The 25,311-nt window shown below is 38.6% G+C and carries 24 protein-coding genes; 9 read left to right on the top strand and 15 right to left on the bottom strand.

The features are described 5' to 3' along the window. The first annotated feature begins 126 nt into the window (after positions 1-126). Entirely contained in the window at positions 127-1,191 is a 1,065-nt protein-coding gene (locus HWV03_RS17255; RefSeq protein ID WP_211677000.1) for an efflux RND transporter periplasmic adaptor subunit, read from the top strand. Further along, positions 1,191-4,349 (top strand): multidrug efflux RND transporter permease subunit, encoded by a 3,159-nt coding sequence (locus HWV03_RS17250; RefSeq protein ID WP_211676999.1) that lies wholly within the window; start codon positions 1,191-1,193, stop codon positions 4,347-4,349. The genes HWV03_RS17255 and HWV03_RS17250 overlap by 1 nt, the downstream gene beginning before the upstream one ends. A gap of 81 nt (positions 4,350-4,430) precedes the next feature. Here HWV03_RS17250 and HWV03_RS17245 read toward each other — a convergent pair whose 3' ends face one another. Beyond that, positions 4,431-5,087, bottom strand: a complete 657-nt coding sequence (locus HWV03_RS17245) for a glutathione S-transferase (RefSeq protein WP_211672718.1) — start codon at positions 5,085-5,087, stop codon at positions 4,431-4,433. 165 nt (positions 5,088-5,252) lie between these two features. Beyond that, positions 5,253-5,516: a YdcH family protein gene (locus HWV03_RS17240; RefSeq protein ID WP_211672717.1), complete on the bottom strand. Its 264-nt coding sequence runs from the start codon at positions 5,514-5,516 to the stop codon at positions 5,253-5,255. A gap of 345 nt (positions 5,517-5,861) precedes the next feature. On the opposite strand from HWV03_RS17240, the gene HWV03_RS17235 reads away from it, so the two are divergent. Next, positions 5,862-6,980 carry an HD domain-containing phosphohydrolase gene (locus HWV03_RS17235; RefSeq protein ID WP_211676998.1) on the top strand — a complete coding sequence of 373 codons (1,119 nt, stop codon included), beginning with the start codon at positions 5,862-5,864 and terminating at the stop codon, positions 6,978-6,980. On the opposite strand, the gene HWV03_RS17230 is transcribed toward HWV03_RS17235, so the two are convergent. Further along, positions 6,949-7,272, bottom strand: coding sequence for a hypothetical protein (locus HWV03_RS17230; RefSeq protein WP_211676997.1), 324 nt, complete (start codon positions 7,270-7,272; stop codon positions 6,949-6,951). The genes HWV03_RS17235 and HWV03_RS17230 overlap by 32 nt on opposite strands. 288 nt (positions 7,273-7,560) lie before the next feature. Here HWV03_RS17230 and HWV03_RS17225 point away from each other — a divergent pair, with 288 nt between their 5' ends. Together HWV03_RS17225 and HWV03_RS17220 are read left to right on the top strand one after the other, a co-directional pair. After that, positions 7,561-8,508, top strand: a complete 948-nt coding sequence (locus HWV03_RS17225) for a YeiH family protein (RefSeq protein ID WP_211672714.1) — start codon at positions 7,561-7,563, stop codon at positions 8,506-8,508. 404 nt (positions 8,509-8,912) lie between these two features. Then, the gene (locus tag HWV03_RS17220; protein WP_211676996.1) at positions 8,913-9,686 is read left to right on the top strand and encodes a ferredoxin--NADP reductase; all 774 of its coding nucleotides are present in this window, start codon (positions 8,913-8,915) and stop codon (positions 9,684-9,686) included. Here the strand turns inward: HWV03_RS17220 and HWV03_RS17215 are convergent. Then, positions 9,677-10,702: a LysR substrate-binding domain-containing protein gene (locus HWV03_RS17215; protein ID WP_211676995.1), complete on the bottom strand. Its 1,026-nt coding sequence runs from the start codon at positions 10,700-10,702 to the stop codon at positions 9,677-9,679. The genes HWV03_RS17220 and HWV03_RS17215 overlap by 10 nt on opposite strands. Positions 10,703-10,788: 86 nt before the next feature. On the opposite strand from HWV03_RS17215, the gene HWV03_RS17210 reads away from it, so the two are divergent. Then, a complete protein-coding gene (locus HWV03_RS17210) occupies positions 10,789-12,096 on the top strand; it encodes a D-amino acid dehydrogenase (RefSeq protein ID WP_274609797.1) in 1,308 nt (435 codons plus the stop codon). Positions 12,097-12,098: 2 nt separating this feature from the next. Here the strand turns inward: HWV03_RS17210 and HWV03_RS17205 are convergent, their stop codons facing one another. Continuing rightward, complete coding sequence (locus HWV03_RS17205) at positions 12,099-13,022, bottom strand: patatin-like phospholipase family protein (protein WP_211676994.1); 924 nt, start codon at positions 13,020-13,022, stop codon at positions 12,099-12,101. A gap of 569 nt (positions 13,023-13,591) precedes the next feature. Between HWV03_RS17205 and HWV03_RS17200 the strand changes: the two genes are divergently transcribed. Continuing rightward, positions 13,592-15,730 (top strand): peptidase inhibitor family I36 protein, encoded by a 2,139-nt coding sequence (locus tag HWV03_RS17200; protein WP_211676993.1) that lies wholly within the window; start codon positions 13,592-13,594, stop codon positions 15,728-15,730. A 96-nt stretch (positions 15,731-15,826) separates the two neighbouring features. Here HWV03_RS17200 and HWV03_RS17195 read toward each other — a convergent pair whose 3' ends face one another. The 4 genes from HWV03_RS17195 to HWV03_RS17180 all read right to left on the bottom strand — a co-directional run bounded on the left by HWV03_RS17195 (position 15,827) and on the right by HWV03_RS17180 (position 18,550). After that, the gene (locus HWV03_RS17195) at positions 15,827-16,681 is read right to left on the bottom strand and encodes a sigma-70 family RNA polymerase sigma factor (protein ID WP_211676992.1); all 855 of its coding nucleotides are present in this window, start codon (positions 16,679-16,681) and stop codon (positions 15,827-15,829) included. 392 nt (positions 16,682-17,073) lie between these two features. Beyond that, positions 17,074-17,364, bottom strand: a complete 291-nt coding sequence (locus HWV03_RS17190; protein WP_211676991.1) for a YkgJ family cysteine cluster protein — start codon at positions 17,362-17,364, stop codon at positions 17,074-17,076. Between the two features lie 2 nt (positions 17,365-17,366). After that, positions 17,367-18,035, bottom strand: a complete 669-nt coding sequence (locus HWV03_RS17185) for a DNA-methyltransferase (RefSeq protein ID WP_211676990.1) — start codon at positions 18,033-18,035, stop codon at positions 17,367-17,369. Positions 18,036-18,232: 197 nt separating this feature from the next. Next, positions 18,233-18,550 carry a DUF6172 family protein gene (locus tag HWV03_RS17180; protein WP_211676989.1) on the bottom strand — a complete coding sequence of 106 codons (318 nt, stop codon included), beginning with the start codon at positions 18,548-18,550 and terminating at the stop codon, positions 18,233-18,235. Positions 18,551-18,693: 143 nt separating this feature from the next. Between HWV03_RS17180 and HWV03_RS17175 the strand changes: the two genes are divergently transcribed. Beyond that, positions 18,694-19,143, top strand: coding sequence for a hypothetical protein (locus HWV03_RS17175; protein ID WP_211676988.1), 450 nt, complete (start codon positions 18,694-18,696; stop codon positions 19,141-19,143). 67 nt (positions 19,144-19,210) lie between these two features. Here the strand turns inward: HWV03_RS17175 and HWV03_RS17170 are convergent, their stop codons facing one another. From HWV03_RS17170 to HWV03_RS17145, 6 genes are all read right to left on the bottom strand, one after another. Next, positions 19,211-20,113 carry an MlaA family lipoprotein gene (locus HWV03_RS17170; RefSeq protein ID WP_211676987.1) on the bottom strand — a complete coding sequence of 301 codons (903 nt, stop codon included), beginning with the start codon at positions 20,111-20,113 and terminating at the stop codon, positions 19,211-19,213. Beyond that, positions 20,103-20,753 carry an MlaC/ttg2D family ABC transporter substrate-binding protein gene (locus HWV03_RS17165; RefSeq protein ID WP_211672704.1) on the bottom strand — a complete coding sequence of 217 codons (651 nt, stop codon included), beginning with the start codon at positions 20,751-20,753 and terminating at the stop codon, positions 20,103-20,105. Before HWV03_RS17165 ends, HWV03_RS17170 begins: the two co-directional genes overlap by 11 nt. Positions 20,754-20,806: 53 nt before the next feature. Beyond that, the gene (gene mlaD, locus HWV03_RS17160; protein ID WP_211676986.1) at positions 20,807-21,259 is read right to left on the bottom strand and encodes an outer membrane lipid asymmetry maintenance protein MlaD; all 453 of its coding nucleotides are present in this window, start codon (positions 21,257-21,259) and stop codon (positions 20,807-20,809) included. Positions 21,260-21,294: 35 nt separating this feature from the next. After that, positions 21,295-22,038, bottom strand: coding sequence for an ABC transporter ATP-binding protein (locus HWV03_RS17155; protein ID WP_211676985.1), 744 nt, complete (start codon positions 22,036-22,038; stop codon positions 21,295-21,297). 7 nt (positions 22,039-22,045) lie between these two features. Next, a complete protein-coding gene (locus HWV03_RS17150) occupies positions 22,046-22,849 on the bottom strand; it encodes an MlaE family ABC transporter permease (RefSeq protein ID WP_211672701.1) in 804 nt (267 codons plus the stop codon). Positions 22,850-23,901: 1,052 nt separating this feature from the next. After that, positions 23,902-24,069 carry a hypothetical protein gene (locus tag HWV03_RS17145; protein WP_211672700.1) on the bottom strand — a complete coding sequence of 56 codons (168 nt, stop codon included), beginning with the start codon at positions 24,067-24,069 and terminating at the stop codon, positions 23,902-23,904. Between the two features lie 469 nt (positions 24,070-24,538). Between HWV03_RS17145 and yjjG the strand changes: the two genes are divergently transcribed. Beyond that, on the top strand, positions 24,539-25,216 hold the full coding sequence (gene yjjG / locus HWV03_RS17140) for a pyrimidine 5'-nucleotidase (protein ID WP_211676984.1): 678 nt from the start codon (positions 24,539-24,541) through the stop codon (positions 25,214-25,216). The last annotated feature ends 95 nt before the right edge of the window (positions 25,217-25,311 follow it).

Raw genomic sequence — 25,311 nt, 5'->3', positions numbered from 1 at the left:
CTGACCTCAATCTCCTCATTTTCTCCATATTTTCCTGCCTATTTTACGGTATTATACGATATCAAAATTTTAGACGCGCTATTCATGGATGAAAGCTGCCACGCTCATTTTTATAGAAGAGATATAATGTATAAACGTACTTCCCTTACGATAATTAGCGCTCTTATTTTTAGCTTCGTTAGCTATACGGCTCCCGTTCATGCCAAAGGTGGCAATGCTGGAAAAAGTGCTGAACGTGTGGTTTCTGTATATACGGATACCGTGCAATATCATGAAGTTTCACAATCAATTTCATTGATTGGTAAATTACAGTCAGATCAATTTGTTAGTGTGGCACCTGAAGTGGCAGGTAAAGTCGACAGTATTAAGATTCGAGCCAATCAAACGGTGAAAGCAGGGCAGCTATTAGTGCAACTCGATGACGGTAAAGCACAAGCTGCATTGATGGAGGCAAACGCTTATTTTACTGATGAAAAACGTAAGCTAAATGAATATTCAACACTGGTAAAAAGTAACGCTATCACGCAAACCGAAGTGTATGCACAAACGGCATTAGTGGCTATTGCAAAGGCGCGTTTAGCGGCAGCACAAGCGAATGTGGATGATCATTATTTAACAGCACCTTTCGCTGGTACGGTTGGTTTGTTAGATTTTAGCCGAGGAAAAATGGTGTCGGTTGGCACCGAACTATTAACATTGGATGACTTATCGACGATGCAACTGGATCTTGCAGTGCCTGAGCGTTATTTATCGCAATTATCAACAGGCATGGTCGTTACCGCAACAAGTCGGGCATGGTCTGGCAGCAGCTTTAAAGGTGAAGTGGTTGCTATCGATTCACGGATTAACGCTGAAACATTAAATCTGCGCGTTCGGGTAAATTTTGAGAATAAAGATAATCGTCTTAAACCGGGCATGATGATGTCATCAAGTGTGGTTTTCCCCGCAATTAATGAACCAATCATTCCAGTACAAGCGTTGGAGTATTCGGGTACTAAGCGCTTTGTGTATGTGGTTGGTGAAGATGCGCGAGTGACGCGTACCCAAGTATCGTTAGGTGCACGTATTGTTGATCAAGTACTGATTGAAAGTGGTTTAGAAATTGGTGATCGTATCGTTGTTCAAGGCTTAGTTAATATGCGCAATGGGCTGAAAGTGAATGATTTGACTGGCCAACAGGAGACTAACTAATGTGGTTGTCTGATACGTCAGTTAAACGGCCGGTCGTCGCTATTGTATTAAGCTTATTGCTTTGTGTTTTTGGTGCTGTGTCGTTTAGTAAACTTGCGGTACGTGAAATGCCGGATGTTGAAAGCCCTGTTGTGAGCGTAATGACGCGTTATGAAGGTGCTGCTGCATCCATTATGGAAAGCCAGGTCACGTCTGTCATTGAAGATCAAATTACCGGCATTAGTGGTATAGATGAAGTAAGGTCAGTAACCCGTAATGGTATGTCGCGTATTACTGTTACCTTTGATTTGGGGTGGAACTTGACAGAAGGCGTCAGTGATATTCGTGATGCGGTTGCGAAAGCGCAGCGCAGCCTGCCAAATGAAGCGGATGACCCCATCGTATCGAAAGATAATGGCAATGGTGAACCCTCAGTTTATATCAATTTAAACTCAACGGAAATGGATAGAACTCAGCTGACTGATTACGCTCAGCGGGTATTAGAAGATCGTTTTAGCTTGATTTCTGGTGTGAGTTCGGTCGGTTTATCGGGTGGGTTATATCAGGTTATGTACGTTAAGTTGTTCCCTGATTTAATGGCTGGCCGAGCAGTAACAACCAGTGATATCGTCACTGCATTGAAAACTGAAAATGTCGAAAATCCAGGTGGTGAAGTACGTAATGATACCACGGTAATGTCAGTGCGTACGGCGCGATTATATGCGAAACCACAAGACTTTGAGTACCTTGTAGTACGTACTGCAAGTGACGGTTCACCTGTTTATTTACGCGATGTGGCACAAGTCTATGTCGGGGCCCAGAATGAAAGCTCGTCATTTAAAAGTAATGGTATCGTTAATCTTAGTTTAGGCATTGTCGCGCAATCGGATGCGAACCCACTCGATGTTGCGAAAGCAGTGCATGCGGAAGTTGATAAGATGCAAAGCTTCTTACCGAAAGGCATGAGCTTAGCGGTTGATTACGATTCAACGGTGTTTATTGACCAATCTATTTCGGAAGTGTACAGCACGCTATTCATCACGGGTGGTTTAGTTGTACTCGTCTTATACATCTTTATTGGTCAGGCGCGCGCTACCTTGATCCCCGCGGTTACCGTACCAGTATCGTTAATCTCGTCATTTATTGCTGCTTATTATTTTGGTTTTTCGATTAACTTAATTACCTTAATGGCACTTATTCTATCGATTGGTCTAGTTGTGGATGATGCTATTGTCGTGATCGAGAATATTTTCCATCACATTGAGCAAGGTGAGAAGCCACTGCTCGCTGCTTATAAAGGTACGCGAGAAGTTGGTTTTGCGGTAGTCGCTACGACAATGGTATTGGTGATGGTGTTCCTGCCTATCTCTTTTATGGATGGTATGGTGGGCCTGTTATTTACTGAATTTTCGGTATTGTTAGCAATGTCAGTGATTTTCTCTTCATTGATTGCACTGACACTAACGCCGGTACTTGCCAGCAAAATGTTAAAAACAGAACAAAAAACTAGCCGCTTTAGTTTATGGATGGAAGGATTATTCGAACGGTTAGAAAACGGTTATCGCGGTATTGTTGTTAAGGCTATTAAATATCGTTTGGCAGCGCCTGTGGTTATTATCGCTTGTGTTGCTGGCAGCTTTTTCTTGATGAAGCAAGTACCGTCACAGCTATCACCGCAAGAAGATCGCGGTGTATTATTTGCGTTTGTCAAAGGTGCGGAAGGTACGAGCTTTAACCGTATGACTGAAAACATGGATATTGTTGAAGCGCGCTTATTACCTTTAGTGGGGCAAGGTGTTATCAAATCCTTTAGCACGGAGGCGCCTGCATTTGGTGGCCGTGCCGGGGATCAAACCGGTTTTGTGATCATTATTCTTGAAGATTGGGCTGATCGTAGTGTCAGTGCTGGTGAAGCATTAGGCATGGTGGCAAAAGCGTTAAAAGATATTCCCGATGTGATGGTTCGTCCAATAATGCCTGGTTTCCGTGGCGGTTCGAGTGACCCAGTGCAATACGTACTCGGTGGTTCTGATTATTCGGAATTAGAAAAGTGGGCGGAATTACTAAAACAAAAAGCCGAGGATGCAGGTGTATTGGTTGGTGGAGACCTAGATTATTCTGAAAAAACCCCTGAGCTGGTGGTGAGTATTGATAAAGAGCGGGCTGGAGAACTTGGTATCAGCGTTGATGAAGTATCAACAACGTTAGAAATAATGCTTGGTGGTCGTAGTCAAACCAGTTATATCGAACGTGGTGAAGAGTATGATGTTTACCTGCGTGGTGATGAAAACAGCTTTAACAACGTCAACGATCTAAGCCAAATTTATATTCGTAGTGCCAATGGTGATCTGATTACGCTGGATACCATTACTACAATCGAAGAAGTGGCTTCAGCAAGTCGTTTATCACATAGCAATAAACAAAAATCTATTACCTTAAGCGGCAGTTTGGGTGACGGCTATACCTTAGGTGAAGTATTGGATTTCTTGGATGCACAAGCGATAGAATCATTACCGAGTGATATCTCCATTGCTTATTCTGGTGAATCAAAAGACTTTAAAGAAAACCAAAGTAGTATCTTAATTGTATTTGGTTTAGCTCTGCTGGTTGCTTATTTAGTATTAGCGGCGCAGTTTGAAAGCTTTATTAATCCGATGGTGGTGATGTTCACCGTGCCGATGGGGGTACTGGGTGGTTTCTTAGGCCTGTATTTCATGGGCGTTGGCCTGAATATTTACAGTCAGATTGGTATGATCATGTTAATTGGTATGGTGACGAAGAACGGTATCCTAATCGTTGAATTTGCCAACCAGCTACGTGACCGCGGCGTCGCTCTAGAGCAAGCCATTGTTGATGCGTCTGCACGTCGTTTACGTCCAATTCTAATGACGGCATTCACAACGTTAGCAGGCTCAATCCCATTAATATTATCCAGCGGGGCGGGTGCAGAAAGTCGTGTTGCTGTAGGTACTGTCGTGTTCTTTGGGATGGCGTTTGCGACCTTAGTAACCTTATTGGTTATTCCGGCAATGTATCGCTTGATTTCGGGAACAACGCATTCTCCGGGTCATGTTGAAGCTATGTTAGAGGCGGAATTAGCTGAGCAATCAGAAAAATTACGATCAGAACAATCAGCTAGACAAGTAAAAGGTGTGCATGTAGTGAAAGATGTTGCTTAACTATTCGTTGTAGATCTAATTGACGTTAATACTGACGATAAGGGCAAGCATAATCGATATTATGTTTGCCCTTTTTTGTGTTTAGTCGGCATGACCAAATAAAAATTCTTCTTTGTTTTCCAACCATTGTGGGTATTTTGCCATTGCTTTGGCAAATCGTTGATCTTGTAAATGTTGATTAAGCCAATTACGTAAATGTGGCAAGGGCGCTTGCAGATACCACTGGCGATCTACACGAGCAAATTGGCGGATCAGTGGTAAAATAGCGTAATCAGCTAAACTGACTTTCTCGCTCATTAAATAATGATGCTGACTGAGGCGTAATTCGAGCATAGTTACATAGTCAGCACATTGGTTTCGTAATTCAGCTTCATTATCTTCATGATAACGTACTGCATATTTGTATTTACTTAAGGCTGAAGTAAATACAGTATCGTGAATGTCAATTAGCGCTAACATTGCTGGATAAGCTTCTGGATCTTCACTGTGTAGTAAGTTCAATGGATCACTTTGATGTAGTGCCCAAATCATGATATCTAAACTTTCGTCAATTACACTACCGTCATCGAGTACTAATACCGGTACTGTTGCTTTAGGTGAAACCGCTAACATTTCTGTGGGTTTATTTTTCATGACCACGGCGCGTAACATGACAGGCTGCTGGGCGAGTAATAAGCCCAGTCGTGCGCGCATCGCATAAGGACAGTTTTGTAGTGAGTATAAAATTGGCAGTGACATTGACATTCCCTTCGTTCTCGTCACCGTATATTGATATCTAATGACGAAATTATTATTAGAAATCGATAGTAACGTATTCTCGATGGATGTCTAAATATACAGTATCACTTTAACTCAGTTAATTTTTAGCAATAAAAAAGCGAACCCTTAGATCCGCTTCGTCGTTTAAGATGCTGATAGCACTTCGTCATGATGCTGTTTTAATTGCTGATACAACACATCTTTTAACTTGGCTCGTCGTAATTTTAACTGTGTCATATGTCCATCATCAGTGGGGCTGCCATCCATTTCCAACTGGCGAATATCATAATCTAATAGGTGGTATTGCTTTGATTTCTCTCTGAATGTTTCATTTTTATAATTCAAATAAACGATATCTTGTTTTAATTCTGGAAAGTCAAAGATAAGTGCATGATTCTCATTTAGCATAAGGTTTCCTCAAGAATAAAAATAAACGACTTTCATAACTATAGCATTACTATGTACTGTAAACATCGACCTAATCACGTTTTTATAATTTACTAAGCATGTCAGTTTGACTTGATTTTGTAATTTTGAACAAATCTTATTTTTGCTGCTTAGCAGAGGCTTTTGATGATATTAGTTTGATCTTATCGACAAAAAGGTATGAATTGATGATGATATTTTTATAATTCTGTATAATTAATTTAAATCGCCTGATTATTGCTGCTTTGTTGGTGGAAAATATCCTTTTCGATTGGCTTTTTATGTTCGACGTTATGCCCCCTTTAATACTCCTGATAGGCTTGAGACATGCTTAATTATAGTAAAATAAATCAGATGTTTAACCAAGAAGAAGAGACTACGATTCATCTTGAGATGCTTTACAATATCGCGATTAATAATTATCAGGGACTATCTCGATTCTCAATTATTTTGATTAAAGACAATCAAGCCTCCAATTATTTTGTCCGTGATAGACTTGTAGCCGATTGTAATGGTGAAATTTTTACTCAAAAAGTAAATAAAGGGACCAGTCTTCCCAAAATGATAAAGTTAAATTCAGAACGTGTAGTGAACGATCTATCCAGTCTAAAATTAAATGCAAGAACCCTTTATTTATTAGAAAATGGTCATCGTAGTAGTTTTTCTTATCCCTTGGTGTTCAAGGGGCGTCCGATTGCTATTGTATTTTTTAATGCCTCAGAGCTTAATTTCTTTGCAGAAAATTCAGTACAGCAAGACATGTTATTTTTATCTATGCTCATTCGTTCTATCATGGTACGTCAATTTGAGAAAAAACAATTTATTAGTATTTCACTCGCGATCGCATTAGATATGGGTCATGCCAAAGATCCTGAAACAAAAGGGCACCTACATAGGATGGAGCGTTATAGCTCAAAACTTGCTTCTCTCTTAAGTAAAGAAAAAGGTATTTCCCATGAGTTTATTCGTTGTATCGAATCGTATGCGGCTTTTCATGATATAGGTAAATATAAGATCCCAGATGAGATTTTATTTAGTAGTACGATCTTTACCCCAGAAGAACGTAAAATCATGAATCAGCATTGTAGGCATGGGGTTGATATTATTAATGGTGTGCTTGGGTATTTTCCTGAGAATCTACGGCATGTTGAAGAATATCGTTTTTTAAAAAATATTATTCTTCACCATCATGAACATTTTAATGGTAATGGTTATCCGATGGGATTAAAAGGGGATGCTATTCCGTTAGAAGCTCGGATAGTAATGGTCGCAGATGTGTTTGATGCGTTATTAAGTAAACGTTTATATAAACAGGCTTGGAGCATTGATGATGTTGTTACCTATATGAAAGATAACTCAGGCATTATGTTTGACCCTGATTGCATCAATTCTTTAATCTCTAATCTACCTGAATTTATTGAAATTTATGAAGCTTATGCTGATTAAATTGAGGGCTAATATCTGCTATTGCAGGCCCTTGTAAACTATTCTGGTAGCCATCGTTCGTTAAATGTAATGGAAAGTGTAATTCTTGTTGGTTATGCCTCGCTATAATAGAAATTGAATCCGCTTGTAGTAGTGCTTTCAGCATTTCAGGTGGAATTTCTGCAAGTATTAAGTCATGAATATCATAATGTGTTTTACTCATACCGAATTCTTCTTGTAACGCATTCAGTTCAATTTCGGTTAAAACTTGATTGTCGGTATTTAATTTTGATTCATTAATTGGTTTTTTCATCGCATAACCTCGTAAGAAATAATCACTGTTACGGGACTAACGCAGTCATGATCGTCGTTTAACTAGACTACATTTAGTGTAATGTACGATAGCTCTATAGTAAGTCAGTCATTATTGTTAAAAGTTCGGTATTTTTTAATATTTAAACTTAAATTGTGAACAAGCTAATTGTGATTTTGTTTATTTGCTAAATGTTCAATTTTTATGAACGATAGGTTAATTTCATTCTAATGTTTTTAACTTATAGAGCAGGTTATACTATTGGCTCTTAGAAAGAGAGAGTCCAACATGTTCAAATTCGTTACCAATTCGTCATTTAAAAAAACAGACCTATTGTTTATCACTATCGGTTTATTGTGTCTAACACCGCTTATATCATCACCCGTGGCTTTAATATTGGGTTTTATGCTGGCCACGTTAGGTCTTGTTCCTCAAGGTATCAATTTAAGTGTCATCACTAAAAAAACACTGGCTTATTCTATTGTCGGTTTAGGTTTCGGTATTAACTTAGAAGACGCGATAATTGCGACGAAAGATGGGATTGGCATTATCGTTACGTCTATCTTCTTTACCTTAATATTAGGTTGGTTTTTAACTAAAGCGCTTAAAATTGAAAAAAAAACCGGTTATTTAATTTCTGCGGGTACAGCAATCTGTGGGGGGAGCGCGATTGCTGCTGTGGCGCCAGCCATTAATGCTAAAAATGATCAGACCTCGCTGGCATTAGCGACAGTATTTATTCTTAACTCTGTGGCATTATTCTTATTTCCTGTTATTGGTCATCTACTGGACATGAGTCAGCATGCATTTGGGGTATGGAGTGCGATTGCTATTCACGATACGTCATCTGTTGTCGGTGCAGCTTCAGCTTATGGTGATGAAGCATTATTAACGGCTACCACATTAAAATTGGCCCGCGCTTTATGGATCGTACCTGTGGCGTTTATTAGTGCCTTATTATTTAAAGGTGACAGTAAAAAATTAACAATTCCGTTTTTCATCTTATTCTATTGTTTTGCTATTTTTATTGCGTACGTATTGCCGGACTATCAGGTGTTTTATCAAGGTATTTTCAGTGTTTCTAAACACGTATTAGTCATGTGTTTGTTCTTGATAGGTGCGGGTATCACGGTACAAAAAATAAGAGATGCAGGTGTAAAACCATTATTGTTAGGTGTGTTACTTTGGATTGCTATTAGTGTCAGTTCACTGGTTTATATTTTGTTTTTTATGTAGTCGTATTGTTATAGATAGATAGATAGATAGATAAAGCGTTTAAAAGAGAGGTTCTACCACCTCTCTTTTTTATGTGTTTGCTTTTTTTTCTGCTTTCTTTTTCCTTAATAGATAGGTTATCAATAATGAAAATGCGGTGAGATCTAATGCTGATGATATTAATCCACTCGTGAAAACGGACAATAGTATAGATAAACATACCAGTAGTATTATGAGTTTGTTGATAAGCATATTGGCTCCTTGCGATTACTTGTATTTGTATTATTGAAGTAATAAGAGCAAAATGGGAAATACCGTAAATTTATATCTAATAACTAATAACAATTCTTCGTGTATTCAACACGTTGTTTTCATACTTCTTGCACTATTCTTATGATGCTCAATTTACATTTGTGAGGTCGGTAATGAAGGAAATACCACATGGTTTAATTAAGGGTGAGGTTACTGGGCGTATTAATTGGACTGATAGCGAATTCAGTTTACAAGTCACCGCCGAAATATCTCGTTATACCGCAGGCCAATTTACTAAGCTAGCACTGTTCGATGAGGCTGGAGAATGGATTCGTCGGGCTTATTCATTTGTTAACTCACCTAATCAGGCGCAGGGTCAACAGGTGATGGAATTTTTGATTATCACTGTGCCTGATGGGAAATTATCGCCACGCTTAGATAAGTTACAGGTAGGCGATGAAGTATATGTAGGGAAAAATCCTGCCGGATTTATGACCTTGGATGAGATCCCGCGTTATACGAAAGATCTATGGTTGTTGTCGACTGGCACTGCGATTGGCCCTTTCCTATCATTACTTGATGAAATGGATACTCAGCAGCGTTTTGATAATGTGGTATTGGTGCATGCCGTGAGAACGTCTGTCGAGTTAGTTTATCAGGATAAAATTCGGCTACTTGAAGCGCGATATCAGGGTAAGTTTCATTATGTACCAGTCGTGTCTCGAGAAAATAGGAAAGAAACATTACGCGGTCGGATCCCTGCCTTACTGGAGACCGGTGAGTTGGAAAAAGTAGCGGGTGTACCATTGACTCCGGAACGTAGTTTTTTCTATTTATGTGGTAATCCGAGTATGGTTAAGGACACGAGTGAGGTGTTAAAGCAGCTCGACTATCAAAAACACTCACGTCGCAGTTCCGGTCACTTTAGTTCAGAGAACTATTGGTAGTTACTTTCTCGTCCTTTTTTCGTATGTTGTAAAGCGGCTTGTTGCTTTAACCAGACCTTAAAACATTCAATTGCGGGCGAGTGATGATGTTGGATCAAATAATATCCAGCTTGTGCATCGATAGGACTGAAGGGCGAGGCTAAACCAGCTTTGGCTAGACCCGCTGTGGTTAAATCATTATCAAGCAGTGCGCAGCGGGCTAATGCAACACCTAACCCAGCGGCTGCGGCTGCAATTGCCATATCTGTACGATTAAAATAATGCCCGTGTTTACTGAGCACATTCTTTCCTGTGTTTGCTTGTTTTGTTTTTGGCGTTTCGAGAGACATTTGCTGTAACCAAAATTTCCATTCAGCGTTTTTATCGGCATGCTGCCAAGGCATCGCATCATGTAAGAGCGTAATCGTTTTCCAGAAATTACAGCTGTCACTATCGTTAATTTGGTTATTATTCGCCATATCCCAATTAAATTTTTCCATATATTGCGGGCTCATCACAGGCAATAACTGCTCTGCCAATAACAATTCAGCGTTAATCTTCTTATCACTCGATTGATAGGGGCTTTGGCCATAATCAATTGCCAGATCAAAATTAGTATCGGTATGATCCACTAGTGCTCCTTCGGCAAAGGTATGGATCTTAATATCTGGGTATTGCTGATAGAAATCTTGTAAGCGGGGGACTAACCATTTATATGCAAAAGAGGGGGTGAGTTTAAGATGCACCTCACCTGCATGGCGATTAACTTGTTGTAACTGGCTAATGACATCGCCAATATCCGTTAAGCTTTGTTCGACGACTTGATGTAATTGATATCCTGCTGAAGTTAAACGAATACCACGAGAATGGCGTTCAAATAGGGTCAATTTAAGGTTTTGTTCCAACTGTTTTATTTGCTGGCTAATGGCACCAGTCGTTATATGGAGTTTTTCAGCGGCTTGAGTAAAACTATTGCAACTGGCCGTCGCCGTAAATGTCGCTAAACCGGATAATAGATTATCGTTAATTTTTATCATCAATGGCTCCAATCTCGATTTTGCGTTTAGTTTATCTAAAGGCTGATGTTAATACTTATGGATTGTTAAGTAAATGTAACCTCCTTATGCTAGCCGTATTATTTATTGGTGATGGTCGGTATAACATGAAAGTGATGGTATTAGGTTGTGGGGTTATTGGATTAACGTCGGCGTGGTATCTGGCAGAAGCTGGTCATGAGGTGACCGTCATTGACCGTCAGGCAAAGGGGGCTGAGGAAACCAGTTTTGCTAATGCCGGGCAGATTTCTTATGGTTATTCTTCGCCTTGGGCTGCACCAGGCATTCCGGTGAAAGCCATTAAATGGTTGGCACAAAAACACGCGCCATTAAAAATAAAACCAGGACTATCACCTGATTTGTATTTATGGGCAGCAAAAATGTTAGCTAACTGTAATCAGCAGCGCTATGAAATAAATAAAGCGCGGATGCTACGTATTGCTAATTACAGTCGGGACTGTTTGATTGAGTTACGTCAGCAGCAAGATATTCACTATGAAGGTCGGCAAAAGGGTACCCTGCAGGTATTTCGTCATGAATCCCAGTTATCAGGGATAGCGAAAGACATTAAAATATTGGCGGATAGCGGGACTTCATATGAAGCGCTAGATGTTGCGGGCTGTATCGCGGTCGAACCTGGATTAGCAGGCGTTAAAGATAAAATTGTGGGCGGATTACGTTTACCCGATGATGAAACCGGTGATTGTTATCAGTTCTGTCAGCAGCTTACGGCATTAGCACAAGCGGCGGGTGTTAAATTTAAATTTGGGCTAACCGTCAATAAGCTCAATCAAAATGACGGCAAAATCAGCTCGGTGGATACCAGTGTCGGGGAATTAACAGCGGATGCCTATGTCGTCGCGATGGGCAGTTATTCATCTGCATTATTATCATCAACGCTGTCACCTTTCGGGTTAGCCCTGCCTATTTATCCGGTAAAAGGCTATTCGTTGACTGTGCCTGTTGTTGATAGTGCGCAAGCACCAGTATCAACCGTCATGGATGAAACCTATAAAGTAGCGATGACGCGCTTTGATCAACGTATTCGAGTTGCTGGAACGGCAGAGTTAGCCGGTTATAATTTAGATTTGACGGCTTCTCGTAAAGAGACCATCGCGATGGTTATCAAGGATTTATTTCCCAATGCTGGCGACATGAGCAAAGCTGAGTTCTGGACCGGATTGCGACCAATGACACCTGATGGCACACCTATTATTGGCAAAACGCCTGTGGCTAATTTATTCACTAATTGTGGCCATGGTACATTGGGTTGGACCATGGCATGTGGCTCCGCTCGTTATCTTGCTGATGTAGTCAGTGGGGTCACGCCAGATATCGATAGCCGTGATTTGGATGTTTACCGTTATGGTCATTAATGCTACCTAAACAAGGTGACATGATGACTTGCTAAAAATTGAGAACCCATTTCATAACCCATTTGATAATCGGCTGCTAATGCTTCATCACTGCTCCCTAAAATTCGACTTTCTAAAGCTTCGGGTGGGGCGATTTCGATGATCTTGGCATCTTCTGGTGGACTATGTATAAAGTCGATTGCTTCACTATATGAATTCTCATGGCCGGTAATAATATCCAGTACTTTCGGACAGCGTTGTGAACTGCATACCCAAGATTTCAGCTTATGTGCCCACGGTGAACGCGTATTATGGTGTGCAGGTACGGTGCGGATCACTATTATTTTTTTAGCGCCGCGATGATATGCTTCTTGAATTGGAATTGGCAGTGATACCCCCCCATCGACGTAATGTTCATCGCCAATTGCGACGCCTTTTTTATATAAATAAGGTAATGCACTCGATGCTTTTAACATGGTAAGCCAATTGTCAGCGGTGGGCTCAAAAAAAGTAGGACTGAACCCACTGATGTTAGTTGCAGAAAAGAGCAGTTGACGGTTTTTTAGTTGTGCTTGTGCGCAATCCATATTGAGTTGGTGATCCGCATCATTTACCTTGTCAAAATACCAATCTAGGTTAACCGTATTGCGTCCCATCAGCGTTCGTTTCATATTAAAGAATTCAGGATGCTTGGATAGTTGCATGATTGAGCGTTTAGCATGCCCAGATTGTCTGGTCATGTAGCTTGATAAATTTTGAGCGCCAGCAGAAGTACCAATCAATAATGCGAACGGATTAAAATCTTGCGCTAACCAGCTGTCTAATACTCCGGCTGTGAAAATACCGCGTTGACCACCACCTTCAACTACCAGTGCCGCGTCTTTAATCGGTACGCTAGCGTTGCAACTGGCAATATTAATTAAGGAATTTTGGGTTATGCAGTTCATATTCAAGTCCTAAAGAAGGTAAGAGCTAAATTTATCGTATATATTAACATTTGTTAAATCGATTGAATGTTTCTAATTGATAGCATTTGATTATCAATGGATTTTGTATCCTGGTTGTTTTCTGTTTTAAAATCTAAATTACTACCTTTTGAGTAATTATTTTAAATGCTGTTTTCTCATGCTTTTCTCATGCTTTGTCGATACTTTCGGTTTGCAGAAATAACGGCCTTTAGAATTTTTAAGTACAGTGTTATGCCATCCTTAAACATTGAAATTGAAAATAAAAACGATTGTTTATATGTGGTTACGTCTTTTTATGGTTTTTTTCATTAACTTTTTACTTTCGTATTTTAAATTTTCGCTGTATTTGATTGATGAATTAATTATCTTTTAAATTCACACTTCACCAATATAAATACTAAATCGACCCTTGCTCCTAATACTCAACTTGGTACTTTATTAATACTTCCCTTTTTGTCAGATAGTGCAAAGTAATTGATGCGAGTCGCAAATATTTAGCTTAATAAGCGGTTTATATTTGTTTCGAATAATCTGGTTGGAGAAGTTATATGTCTAAAATTAACAATGAAATAATTGTAAAAAATAGATTTATTCAAGGTGCGGTAGTGATTTCTGCGCTGTCATTTCAACCATTTGTGAATGCGCAGGTAAGCGCTCAGCTCGATCCCTCCCCACAGGTATGTTTCTATGAACATGATGATTTTGCGGGTCAGAAAAATTGTTTTGATTCTACACAACATACGGTTGGCAGTGAAAATGATACTTGGTCATCGGTAAAAGTCCCAAGCGGTTCGTTGTTGACACTGTTTGAACATGATGACTATGGCGGTAAGCAATGGACACTATATCCAGGTGAATATACGAGCCTTTCAAGCCATAACTTTAACGATATAGTCTCTTCATTTAGCATTGACCCATTAGTTTGTTTTTATGGGAATGCGGACTTCCAAGGTACTCCATCTTGCTATAGCGCAAGCCATCAATCTATCGGTAAAGCGAATGACTCTTGGTCTTCGGTCACTGTCCCTGCAGGTTATAAATTGACGATTTATCAAGATGATCATTACAACGGTAGTCGTATCGAGATTAATGATGCTGGGCAGTCGCGTTTAGCCAATATTAATTTTGATAATAAAGTGTCTTCATTTTCACTGACCAAAGCAGATAAAACTTTTAACGAATATAGTTGGGTTGGCGCTCATAATGCGCATGCTTCGCAAAGCTATGTATTTGAAATCGGTTATATGAATCAATGGCTCGATATACCGGAGCAACTACGTGACCATAATGTGCGTTCATTATTAATTGATATTCGTTATGAAGATGGTCGCGTTGAGTTAACGCATGATACTGATAATGCTGGTGAGTTCATCGATAGAATGAATGATGAGATTGTTCCATTTTTGAAAGCGAACCCTGATGTGGTGCTTACTTTTGATGTTGAGGTGACGAATAACGTCTTAACGAAAGAGCAGCTGAAAGCGGCGATGGATAAAATGCCTGAATTCACTGCGATGATGTTTGATCCGAGAGACCCTGTGTGGGATGGTAAGCAAGAATGGCCGACATTAGAAGAGATGGCTGCTGCTAATCAGCGAATCATCTTCTACATAGATAAGTATGATGTGTCGGGTGATTATGGCGATTATTACGTGCTATATAGAAAAGATGTCACCATGGAGAACATGTGGGCTGTCACTGATTATGATAGTTGTGAAGAACGACATAAATACGGTGTGCCAACAGTTAATATACTGGGACATAAAACGTGGTCAAGATTATTCAGTATGAATCATTTTCCTAAGGTTCCTTTTTCTTGGGGCGCTGGATCGGATAATAACTGGGATGGACTTTATCCGAGGATTATTGATACATGCATGCCTGCCACCTTGCTAGACAAAAAGCCTAATTTTATCGCAGTTGATTTTATTGAGAAGGGCGATGTTCAGGAAATAACAGAAGTGCTGAATGAAGGCGGGGTAATTTTTTATGAAGGTAACGGTGCTACACAGAATATAGTTTGTGGTATAGGCGGGGAGCAAACTCGCTATATTTCAAGTGGTCAGCACGGTTGTGAAAATGATGAAGCACGCTCTGCTAAACTCGTTGATGTACAGGCTGGCACCACGATAGTCGTGTACGACAGTCCTTCTGGTAATACTAATGATGACTATACGGTTGTTCAGGTTAAGCATAACTTGTCTGAATATGTCATCGATTCATTCGAAAATAATGTCAGTAACGCAGCGATTAGCCAGTGGGCATTTCATAATAACGGATTAGATGGAAAGATTTCTTATTTTGAAGTGTTTAAGCCTGGTGATTATGAAACTACGCCTGAAATAATGCTCTATGAAGGGAATAACTCGACGCAAAATATCGTCTGTACATTGAATGTGTATGACCGTGAGTTTAATTTTAAGAAGTCAGGAAGTTGTGATAATGATGAAACGCGTTCAGCTAAATTAGTTGGTGTGAGTGCGGGAACACAGTTCACCGTTTATGATTCTCCAAATGGCGACAGAGGTGATGATTATACTCAGATAACGGTATTACAAGATATCTTAGGAACTTATGATATAGACAGTTATGAGCACAGTTATAGTGATGACTATGTGCGTGTTAATTTCCATCGCCATAATGGCTTAGATGGCAAGGTATCTCGTATCAAGATCAGTGCACCATAAAGTGTGATTATAATAACCATAACTACTTTGTTATGAGCAAAAAAATAGCCCTTGTTAGGGCTGTTTTTACATATGGTTTTTTTATTTCATTGTTGGTTAGTTTAGGTAATCTTGCTGGTCTACGCTGTTTACTAACAACTCAGGTTTGATTTTTTGTAAACTCGCCGTAATAATTTGGCGTACACGTTCTCGAGACATAAATAGGCGCTCACCAATGGCGTGTAGTGTTTGTGGCTCTTCTCTACCTAGACCAAACCTTAGCTCGATGATCTCTCTATCACGGTCACATAAATGGCTTAATACTTCAGTTAAATAACTAGAGGTATCGGTATTTTCTACCTCATCATTGGGTTTACAAATAGAGCTGTCTTCAATCAGGTCAACGAGCGCAGTACTTGAGTCATTTTGGGTTTCAATGGTCCTATCTAAGCTTGCTTCTGTAAAATAATAAGCGAGCACACCAACAACGTCTTCAAACTCGATTTCGAGATTTACTGCAATTTTTCGTAGATCCTGATTACATTTCAGATCAAGTGATTCTTCACGAGCATTTTTTAAAATACGTTTGTAAGATTTACCTATATGGATAGGCACGCGGATGGTACGTGATTGATTCATGATGAAACGTTCAATGTTGTTCTTGATCCACCATACTGCATAAGTTGAAAAGCGAAATCCTTTTGTTGCATCAAACTTTTCGACGGCGTGGATTAATCCGGTATTACCTTCTTGAATGATGTCAACAAGTGACAATGACGTATGCTGATAACGTTTTGCAATATTGATTACTAATCGCAAATTAGATTGGATCATACGTTGACGTGCTTTTTGATCTCCTTCATGGACGGAAATAGCGGTATCGTATTCTTCTTCCTTGGTAAGTAAGGTGCTGTTTTTATTTACTTGTTGCATGTAAAGATCTAATGCGTTTGATTCGTTAAATAATTCCATTTTTTAACCCTCAACGTATTTTATTAGCGATACTCACTTATCCCTGTAAAAAATACGTAACTCTATGACAGATGAAGAAATTTAATTTCGTGACAGACTGTCTAATTATAATCTGCCAAATTTGAAAATATAGATAGTGATATGAATAAAAAAAGGGTCATATTGTGGATGGGTTAAAAGAACGGAACAAATAGGAGTGATGTCTGACCAGTTTTTTAGTAATTACTATCTATAATTAAGTATTTGAAATTAAATAAATTATTATATGGTCATCTGACCAATTAACATCCCTATTTACGCAGGTTGTACACTCAGGGCGGCTAGGAAGGAACCCTAATCAATCTAAGCTCCGAGATTAAGATTGAATAGGCTAGTATTTGAAAAAGTGCAACTTACATATGTGCTTTACGTTCTTCTTCGCATTCATACGAAGCCATTTCGAATATACGACATACCCAAGGTCTGTTTTCATAGATACTACACATCAAGGTGTCTCTATCGAGTGCAGCACACCAGCCATCATGGCTTTGCGCCATTACTTCACTTCCCCATTCATCTGTTGAAATGTAGCGTTTTGGCACACCAGTATCGGTTAAAATCATGACTTCTAAGCGACAACAGCAGGCTTCACAGTTAGAGCAAGTTATTTCGGTCGTTGGGAGGTTTGTTACTTCAATCGTCATTATTATGCCTTTTCTACCGGTTTAATACGGTTGTTAACAAACTCATGGGCTGAGGTTGCAATATCTGCACCTTCAGATCGTCGACCTAGATTGGCAGCTGCAATTAAGGTTGCGCCTGAACCGAAAAAGGGATCAATAACCAGATCGTCAACGCTTGAACTTTGGGTAATCAGTTTTTCAATTAATGGCACAGGTTTTTCGGTTGGATAGCCACGCCAAACCCGTTTTTCTTGCAACACATCCGGCATGCCTAAATCATGTAATTTACGTTTGCCTTTTTCGAAAAACAAAATGAATTCATAACGTGCGCGATAATGGTAACCCATACCAATTGCGCATTTGTCCCAGACAATTGGTTTCCAAAATTTAAACCCGAAATCTTCAGCGATCGGTTTAATCACAAACATTGTTTCTTGATCGCAAAATAAATAAAAATGGCTGTTCTTTTTCAGTACTCTATATATTTGTTCAACTAACGCAGGGAAATCACTGTTCGGGAAAATGCTAAACCATTGATTACTTGAGCCTGCGCTGTTTTTTAAACGCGTTGTGGTACCAATCTTTCGGTGTTTTTCTAAGGATTCATAAGGGGGATCTGTGATGACTAAATCAATACTTTCACTAGGAAGCGTTTTTAACCAGTCTACGGCATCAAGTTTATGTAGCTTCATTTATGTTATTTCAATCTTTTCGCAGTTATCTGCATGGCTTAGGGCGGCTATGTTATCAGGTAACGGCTGCAAACAGTAGTATTGCGTGTGTTATATCGAATAGACATATAAAGAGAGAGAGGTTAATCGAAAGGCATACCCCCAGTAGCATGACGCGTATTTTGGGGATATGGATTCGGGCTATAGTGCCCTAGGTATTATTCTTCGCCGTAATCTAAATCTTCGTCTTCTTCATTGATCACGCGAATGCCATCTTTTACCAAAACTTCGACATAGAAAGATGCATCTTTGCTTAGGTCACCGCTATCAATAGATTTATTGATTTCAGACAGGTGAATAACCTGCGCTTCTTGTTCTGTTACACCATACTTACAATCAAAGTCCCAGTAATCGACACCTTTAGGTAGAACTTTATTACGTTCTCTTTTAATGTATTTTCTGATTTCGCTTTTGATAGATTCAACTTGGCGAGCTGGAACAATTTTTGGGTGGTTTAATACAAACGTTTTTTTCATCTTTACCCTTTAAGGAATTACGGAATATTTCATAACATAGGTTAATTATATCAGGGAAAGGAATAAATGTGGCAAACAGTACACTTTGTCTGCACTTTTAATCGGGTTAAGTTTTCTTGTGACGAATAATCGTGGAGTTGATTATGAAGTATGGTTTCTTAATTATCTTATTTCTCCTTACTTTTTCTGTTCAGGCAAGTTATTGCAGTGGCCGGAATTGGCGGGATGCTTATCAATTTTATACACATAATATCGACCTACTTAACTACCATATTGATCGCTATAATATATTGTTGGACAAACAATATTCGGTTAATGAAGATGATGAAAAATATACTTATTTGATTGTCAAACTATCGGTAGAAGAATTAGATAAACTCAGTATCGATGTCGAAATTTTAGAGACCAAATTTAATAAGGTAAAGCACCTGTGGCAACTGATCAGTGAACACTGCTTGCATGATGATGAGCTAGATTATAATAATATGGCGATTAAAAATGCACGAGGGGCAGATATTGGCCGACAAGAAGTGAATGATTTATTAGCTCGAATTAAATTTTTAAGACAGCGGTTTCGTTTATCGGCTCAATGAATGTTAGAAGTAATATTACTGAACATGAAACGAGGTCAATGACCTCGTTTCATGTATTTGTAAGAGACTATTTTTCAGCGACTTTGTCTGCGCGATATTCGAGGTAAAACTCCTTCATCCTTTCGTAAGGGTCAATGTAAGCTTGTTTAAAGGCTTCATAATCTCCAAGACTAAAGTATGTTGCATTTACCTTATCTACACCTTGAACAGCAAATGACAGTTTGTCAGGTTGTAAATAGGATAGTGGACTAAGGAAGTAATCCGCGCCACGCCCAACTGTATCTCTTAGGGTTGATGGGCCAAAAATTGGCCACACAATATAGGGACCATTGCCTATGCCGTATTTACCTAAGGTTAACCCCATATCTTGATTATTTGGTTGCCAATCCAAATAATCTGCAGCTGGGTCCATTACTCCTAACAAACCAACTGTCGAGTTAACAACAAAACGTCCTAGCTCAGTACCTGAGGATTTAATATCACCTTGGAATAGACTGCTGGTAAATCTGATCGGCATGGTTATATTGTGAAAGAAGTTGGCAACACCGACACGAAAAAACTGAGGCGTAATTGCCTTATAACCGATTGCCGTCGGACGCATTACCCAAAAATAAAGCTTATCATTAACATAGAACATGGTCTTGTTAAAGTAGTAGAAGGGATCTGAAACCTTATTGCTGTCATCTATCTCAGCGGGACTATCATCATCAAATGGGTCATCATCAAATGGGTCATCATCCTCTTCTGTAAATGGATCATCACCATCATCTTCTTCTGTAAACAGTCCATCATCTTCAATATAATCAGGTGTTGAACTTACGACAGTCGGGATAGATTGACTTTGTGGTAATTCGGAGTGAACTTCAGCGCTTTCTTTATTATTGCTTTTAGTTGTTGTACAACCGCTCATCACTAAGATGAGCAGTAATAACGGCACTGTAAAGAAACTGGAAAACTGATTATTCTGCATTACTTTCCGTATGAGCTAGGTTTTTTTCATTAAGTAATGTGAGTAATTCATCGGGTGTCTTTTTCAGTAATAATGCTGAATATTCCTTACGAAATGAATTAACTAAACTTCTGCCTTCCACTTTAATATCATAGATACGCCATTCATGATTTTTAAAGCGTAGTGAATAATCGATAGCTGTTTTGCTATTAATTAAGCTGTTTACACGAGCGCGTTGCATATTACGGATCGGTTTCATTGCAGATGAATCTGTGAGTGAAACTGTAAACTTACTGTCATTGTTTAGTCTGTCTAAGTATAAGTTACCAAGATGGATAGTAAAGGCGTCAGTAAACTGTTCTTGCTGGCTTTCTGTAAAACGACGATCGCTGTAATCACCAAGAGGGCGAGTCGAATCAGCTGCAAATTTCCCTAACGTCAACTCCGAGATTAATGTAAAGTCAAAATAAGTGGTCAAAACTGGCCATAATTTTTTACGTTTGACTTCAGTTGTGAGACTTGGATCATTAATAATCGTTAAGGATTTTTGCATTGCTCCATCGATTAATGCGGTTGCTTGGCTGATATTTGCAACGTGTGCGCGCACTGTACTTGTAAATAGTAGCAATGTTGAAATAGATAAAACGATTATTCTTTTCATGTGATTTCTCATAATGAAGTTGTTTGACATACTGTTACTCATCTTTGATATCATTATTTACTGTCGCCACTAAATATGTATTTACTAATAAGGTCTTCAATATCAAGCGCAGATTCTGTTTCTTCAATGCTATCACCTTCTTCTAGCAGTTCATCACTACCACCCGGGGTAAGGGATAAGTATCTGTCACCGAGTAATCCCGCTGTTTTTACCGATGCCATGACATCGACCGAGAGATTTATGCGCTTTTCAATTTTTAGTTTTACACGTGCTATTTTGATATTTGGTAGCAATATAATATCTTCAACTTGACCGATTCTCACACCTGCCATTTCGATATTAGCGCCACCTTTCAGGCCTGTCGCAGAATTAAAGTCTGCATACACACTATAGTAGTTATCACCTAACAGCTCCATTTTTCCGAGTTTAATAGTCAGGTAGCCGACGCAAAGTATACCTATCAGTACAAATATACCAACAGAGGTTTCGATGGATGATTTTTTCATAATAGTTCCAATTAAATAGGTTGATCGATTTTGAGTCACGATGACTCGTGGCCATGGACAAATTCTGAAATAACAGGGCTTTCATCATTGTTTAGTTGTTCAGGAGTACCTTGAAAAATAATGTCACCTTCATTAAGCACTGCAATGCGTTGAGAAATTGTAAATATCTCAGGAATTTCGTGGCTTACAATGATTCCGGTAAATCCGAGCTTACGTTGATAGTCTGCAATCATTTTATGTACTGCTTTTTTACGTATTGGATCTAACCCTGTCGTTGGTTCATCAAATAAGATAATTTCAGGTTCTGTGACGAGTGCGCGCGCTAGAGCGACCCTTTTCCGCATACCACCTGATAGCTGCCCTGGGTATTGTTGTTCTGTACCTAAGATATCTAGCTGTGTCATACGTTTTTCAACACGCTGTTGTATTTCTATTTTATTTAATTTACTTGCTTCTCGTAAGGGGAGAGCAATATTGTCATATACCGTCATTGAGTCAAACAGCGCAGAATCTTGAAACATGTAACTGAATTTTTTCTTTAAGTTATGTTGTTCTGTTTTTGCATGTTCGGATAAACTCTTACCATTGAATAATATTGAGCCAGAGTCAGGAGTCAATAAGCCGATAATATGTTTGAGTAAAACACTTTTCCCTTCACCACTTTTACCTATGATCGTCGTTATCTCGCCTTTAAAAACACTGAGGTTGATATTATTTAATACTTGAGTGCCATCAAATGCTTTACTGACATTACAAAATTGAATAAGTGGAATATTCATAGTTTTCCTATAATAAGACAGACGTTAAAATATAATCAATAACAAGCACGAGAATACTTGCTTGTACAACTGCTGTTGTTGTTGAAAATCCAACGCCTTTTGCGCCAAAGTTATTACGGCGAGTGTGGGTGTAATAACCGTGATAGCAGCATACCGTTATTACAGTAATAGAGAAAAATAATGATTTAATAAAACCTTCAATAACATCAGCCATGAGGACGCTGTTTTCTACACGATAGAAGTAAATCGCAGGATTAATACCTAATAATTGAGATCCAGTAAGGTAGCCGCCAAAAATGCCCACTGTATCGAAAATAGCGGTTAATAATGGAAAACTAATGAGTGCTGCAATGATGCGAGGGCTAACTAGAAATCGAATTGGGTCAATGGTCATCGTTTTAAGCGCATCGATTTGTTCTGAAATTCGCATAATTCCAATTTCTGCAGTCATTGCTGATCCTGCACGGCCGATAATCATTATTGCGGTCAACACGGGACCTAATTCACGAATAAGGGTAAGTGCGACAGCAGAACCTAATAAACCAGTCGAGCCAAATTGAGATAGGGTGTAATAGCCTTGTAACCCGAGCACCATTCCGGTAAACAGACCCGTTACACAAATAACAACAATTGACTTTGCTCCAATAAAGTAGAGTTGTTCAAGCACTCTTCGCCATTGCCAAGGACGAGAAAACATATGTGTTATCCCATGCAACAGAAATAGTGCTGCTTTACCAAAGCGTTGGAGTAAAGTCATGACTGCACGACCAAGTTGGGCTAATGGGCTAGTCAAAAAGATAGCTCGAGACATGCATATTCCTTAAGATATTTAGAGCCTGTTTGACGTTTATATTAATGATTGTCATCAAATCAGGGAATTTAAAATAGTATCAAATATTTAATCTGTCAAAAACGAACTGAAAAAGCGATCTAATTATTATTAATATGGGCACTCATTCAGATTTTATATTTTATATAATTTATTTTAGTTAATTTCATCGCAAATATATGACGGTGTACTATATTTGTAATTAGGTCGACTGGATATTTTATTCCTACTACCTTTGCAATATGTGAATAACGTGCATGGCAGATACGTGTAATTAAGATGAGTAACGTACGTGACAGGTACGACTTAGTAAAGAACGTAAGAGTAAGTAAGTGTAAGTAAATGTAGGTAAGTGTAAGTGTAAGTGTAAGTGAAGGCAAGTGTAAAGTAAGACAAATAACGTATGTGCAAGGTACGTGTAAGTGAAAGTAAGGTTAATAACGTATGTGAGAGGTACGTGTAAGTAAAAATGAAGACGAATAACGTATGTGAAAGGTACGTGTAAGTGAAAGCAAGTAAAAATGAAGACGAATAACGTATGTGAAAGGTACGTGTAGTGAAAGAAAGTGTAAATGAAGACGAATAACGTATGTGAAAGGTACGTGTAAGTGAAAGCAAGTGTAAATGTAAATGAAGACGAATAACGTATGTGAAAGGTACGTGTAAGTGAAAGAAAGTGTAAGGAAGTCTGTAAGTGAAGAAAGCAAGTAAATGTAAGAAGAAAAGTATTGCGAAGATAGAAGTAAGTATTTCAGTCGACCTTCTTTTCCAATATATGTAAGTCAGGCTAACAACCTGACTTTTTTTTGCCTAAAATTCATACCCCATTGTCCTCAGCTAAATGATAATACCAATCAATGGTATAGGCCTGTCATACATATAGGTGTTATAACGTGATGATAGATTTGTCTTGGGTAGTTAGAGTATGGGCTGTTTAGGGTCTATGAAGTGTATATAAAGGGAGTAGCGAAGGGGTTAACATCCCGATATTAAAGTATATCGGGAATTAAAGTTGATAATGTCAGTTGATGTAATTAAACGTTTACTAGCATATCAATAAAGTTACGGCGTTCTGTTACTGTTGCAAGTTGAGCTGTTTTCTCACCTTGTGAATCAGTAAATGCTACTCGGTTTTTGTGAACTGAAATCGAGTGTACCGGTTGTTTAATTTGGATCTGTGTACCATTAAAAATAATAGTCATAATAAAACTCACTATATAAGGCGTAGCTTAAAGCTATCGCATAATTTGTAATAAGCTTCATTACCGTATAACGATAATATTCTGAAATCTAACTATTTTTATTATTTATAAATAGTTGATTTAGTAAGAAGTGTTTACAGCACGCAACATTTGCTGTATTTCGTTGTTCAATAATTTAGCTTTGTATGTTGGATTTTTTAATCTGGCTTACGGAGATTTTCTAGGTAAGGCTTAATCGTTGATTTTTAATTCGAGGATTGTTATTAAATAAATCTGAGCCGATAGTAACAGCGGATTTTATTAGTAGCAAGTTTATTTTTACTTATTTTTATTTATTGTGTAGGTAAATCACACTTTCAGCTATCATACCCCCCATACTGATTAAGATAACATGATGTTTTACTGATTGTTTATTTTTTAATCCACCTATGTAATTTATTGTAACGGCTAGCCGTTGGAGAAAAATATCATGAAGTACCAATGGATCTTGTTTGATGCCGATGAAACCTTATTCCATTTTGATGCGTTTAAAGGGTTGAAACTGATGTTTTCTCGTTTTGGTATTGATTTTAGTAGTGATGATTTTAGTCATTATCAGACAGTTAATTTACCTTTGTGGGTTGATTACCAAGATGGTCGAATCACAGCAACACAATTGCAAAATAAACGCTTTCAATTATGGGCGGATAAACTGAAGGTGACAACCCAAACTTTAAACAGTGCATTTATGACTGCAATGGCTGACATATGCAGTTTACTACCCGGTGCTCAAGCGCTTATTTCGGCATTAACTGGGAAAGTAAATATGGGTATTATTACCAATGGATTTACAGAACTACAGCATGTGCGTTTAGAAAAAACCGGTTTAAAAGATGTATTCGCACCACTTATTATCTCTGAGCAAGTGGGTATCGCTAAACCCGATATCGGTATATTTGAATATGCGTTAAGCCACATGGGTGACATACAGCGTGAGCAAGTATTGATGGTTGGCGATAATCCGCATTCTGACATTTTAGGTGGGATAAATGCAGGTTTTGATACTTGTTGGCTTAATAGTGAGAATGCTGTATTACCGGACGGTATCAAGCCTAGTTATCAAGTTACGTCATTAATACAGCTGCAATCATTGCTATTAGCCGCTTAATTCGATTGTAGGCATCAAATGTTTATATTTTACGGAATGTTGCCGATATGCTTTTAGTCATCAATTTAAAATTTACTATTTAAAGTTTAATTTAT

It is taken from the genome of Moritella sp. 36, assembly GCF_018219415.1.
Lineage (GTDB): Bacteria > Pseudomonadota > Gammaproteobacteria > Enterobacterales > Moritellaceae > Moritella.
This window is presented reverse-complemented; position numbering and strand designations above follow the sequence as displayed.

Coding starts and splice junctions, on each gene's coding strand:
- HWV03_RS17255 (WP_211677000.1), top strand. CDS start 127: ATGTATAAACGTACTTCCCTTACGATAATTAGCGCTCTTATTTTTAGC.
- HWV03_RS17250 (WP_211676999.1), top strand. CDS start 1,191: ATGTGGTTGTCTGATACGTCAGTTAAACGGCCGGTCGTCGCTATTGTA.
- HWV03_RS17245 (WP_211672718.1), bottom strand. CDS start 5,087: ATGTCACTGCCAATTTTATACTCACTACAAAACTGTCCTTATGCGATG.
- HWV03_RS17240 (WP_211672717.1), bottom strand. CDS start 5,516: ATGCTAAATGAGAATCATGCACTTATCTTTGACTTTCCAGAATTAAAA.
- HWV03_RS17235 (WP_211676998.1), top strand. CDS start 5,862: ATGCTTAATTATAGTAAAATAAATCAGATGTTTAACCAAGAAGAAGAG.
- HWV03_RS17230 (WP_211676997.1), bottom strand. CDS start 7,272: ATGAAAAAACCAATTAATGAATCAAAATTAAATACCGACAATCAAGTT.
- HWV03_RS17225 (WP_211672714.1), top strand. CDS start 7,561: ATGTTCAAATTCGTTACCAATTCGTCATTTAAAAAAACAGACCTATTG.
- HWV03_RS17220 (WP_211676996.1), top strand. CDS start 8,913: ATGAAGGAAATACCACATGGTTTAATTAAGGGTGAGGTTACTGGGCGT.
- HWV03_RS17215 (WP_211676995.1), bottom strand. CDS start 10,702: ATGATAAAAATTAACGATAATCTATTATCCGGTTTAGCGACATTTACG.
- HWV03_RS17210 (WP_274609797.1), top strand. CDS start 10,789: ATGCTAGCCGTATTATTTATTGGTGATGGTCGGTATAACATGAAAGTG.
- HWV03_RS17205 (WP_211676994.1), bottom strand. CDS start 13,022: ATGAACTGCATAACCCAAAATTCCTTAATTAATATTGCCAGTTGCAAC.
- HWV03_RS17200 (WP_211676993.1), top strand. CDS start 13,592: ATGTCTAAAATTAACAATGAAATAATTGTAAAAAATAGATTTATTCAA.
- HWV03_RS17195 (WP_211676992.1), bottom strand. CDS start 16,681: ATGGAATTATTTAACGAATCAAACGCATTAGATCTTTACATGCAACAA.
- HWV03_RS17190 (WP_211676991.1), bottom strand. CDS start 17,364: ATGACGATTGAAGTAACAAACCTCCCAACGACCGAAATAACTTGCTCT.
- HWV03_RS17185 (WP_211676990.1), bottom strand. CDS start 18,035: ATGAAGCTACATAAACTTGATGCCGTAGACTGGTTAAAAACGCTTCCT.
- HWV03_RS17180 (WP_211676989.1), bottom strand. CDS start 18,550: ATGAAAAAAACGTTTGTATTAAACCACCCAAAAATTGTTCCAGCTCGC.
- HWV03_RS17175 (WP_211676988.1), top strand. CDS start 18,694: ATGAAGTATGGTTTCTTAATTATCTTATTTCTCCTTACTTTTTCTGTT.
- HWV03_RS17170 (WP_211676987.1), bottom strand. CDS start 20,113: ATGCAGAATAATCAGTTTTCCAGTTTCTTTACAGTGCCGTTATTACTG.
- HWV03_RS17165 (WP_211672704.1), bottom strand. CDS start 20,753: ATGAAAAGAATAATCGTTTTATCTATTTCAACATTGCTACTATTTACA.
- mlaD (WP_211676986.1), bottom strand. CDS start 21,259: ATGAAAAAATCATCCATCGAAACCTCTGTTGGTATATTTGTACTGATA.
- HWV03_RS17155 (WP_211676985.1), bottom strand. CDS start 22,038: ATGAATATTCCACTTATTCAATTTTGTAATGTCAGTAAAGCATTTGAT.
- HWV03_RS17150 (WP_211672701.1), bottom strand. CDS start 22,849: ATGTCTCGAGCTATCTTTTTGACTAGCCCATTAGCCCAACTTGGTCGT.
- HWV03_RS17145 (WP_211672700.1), bottom strand. CDS start 24,069: ATGACTATTATTTTTAATGGTACACAGATCCAAATTAAACAACCGGTA.
- yjjG (WP_211676984.1), top strand. CDS start 24,539: ATGAAGTACCAATGGATCTTGTTTGATGCCGATGAAACCTTATTCCAT.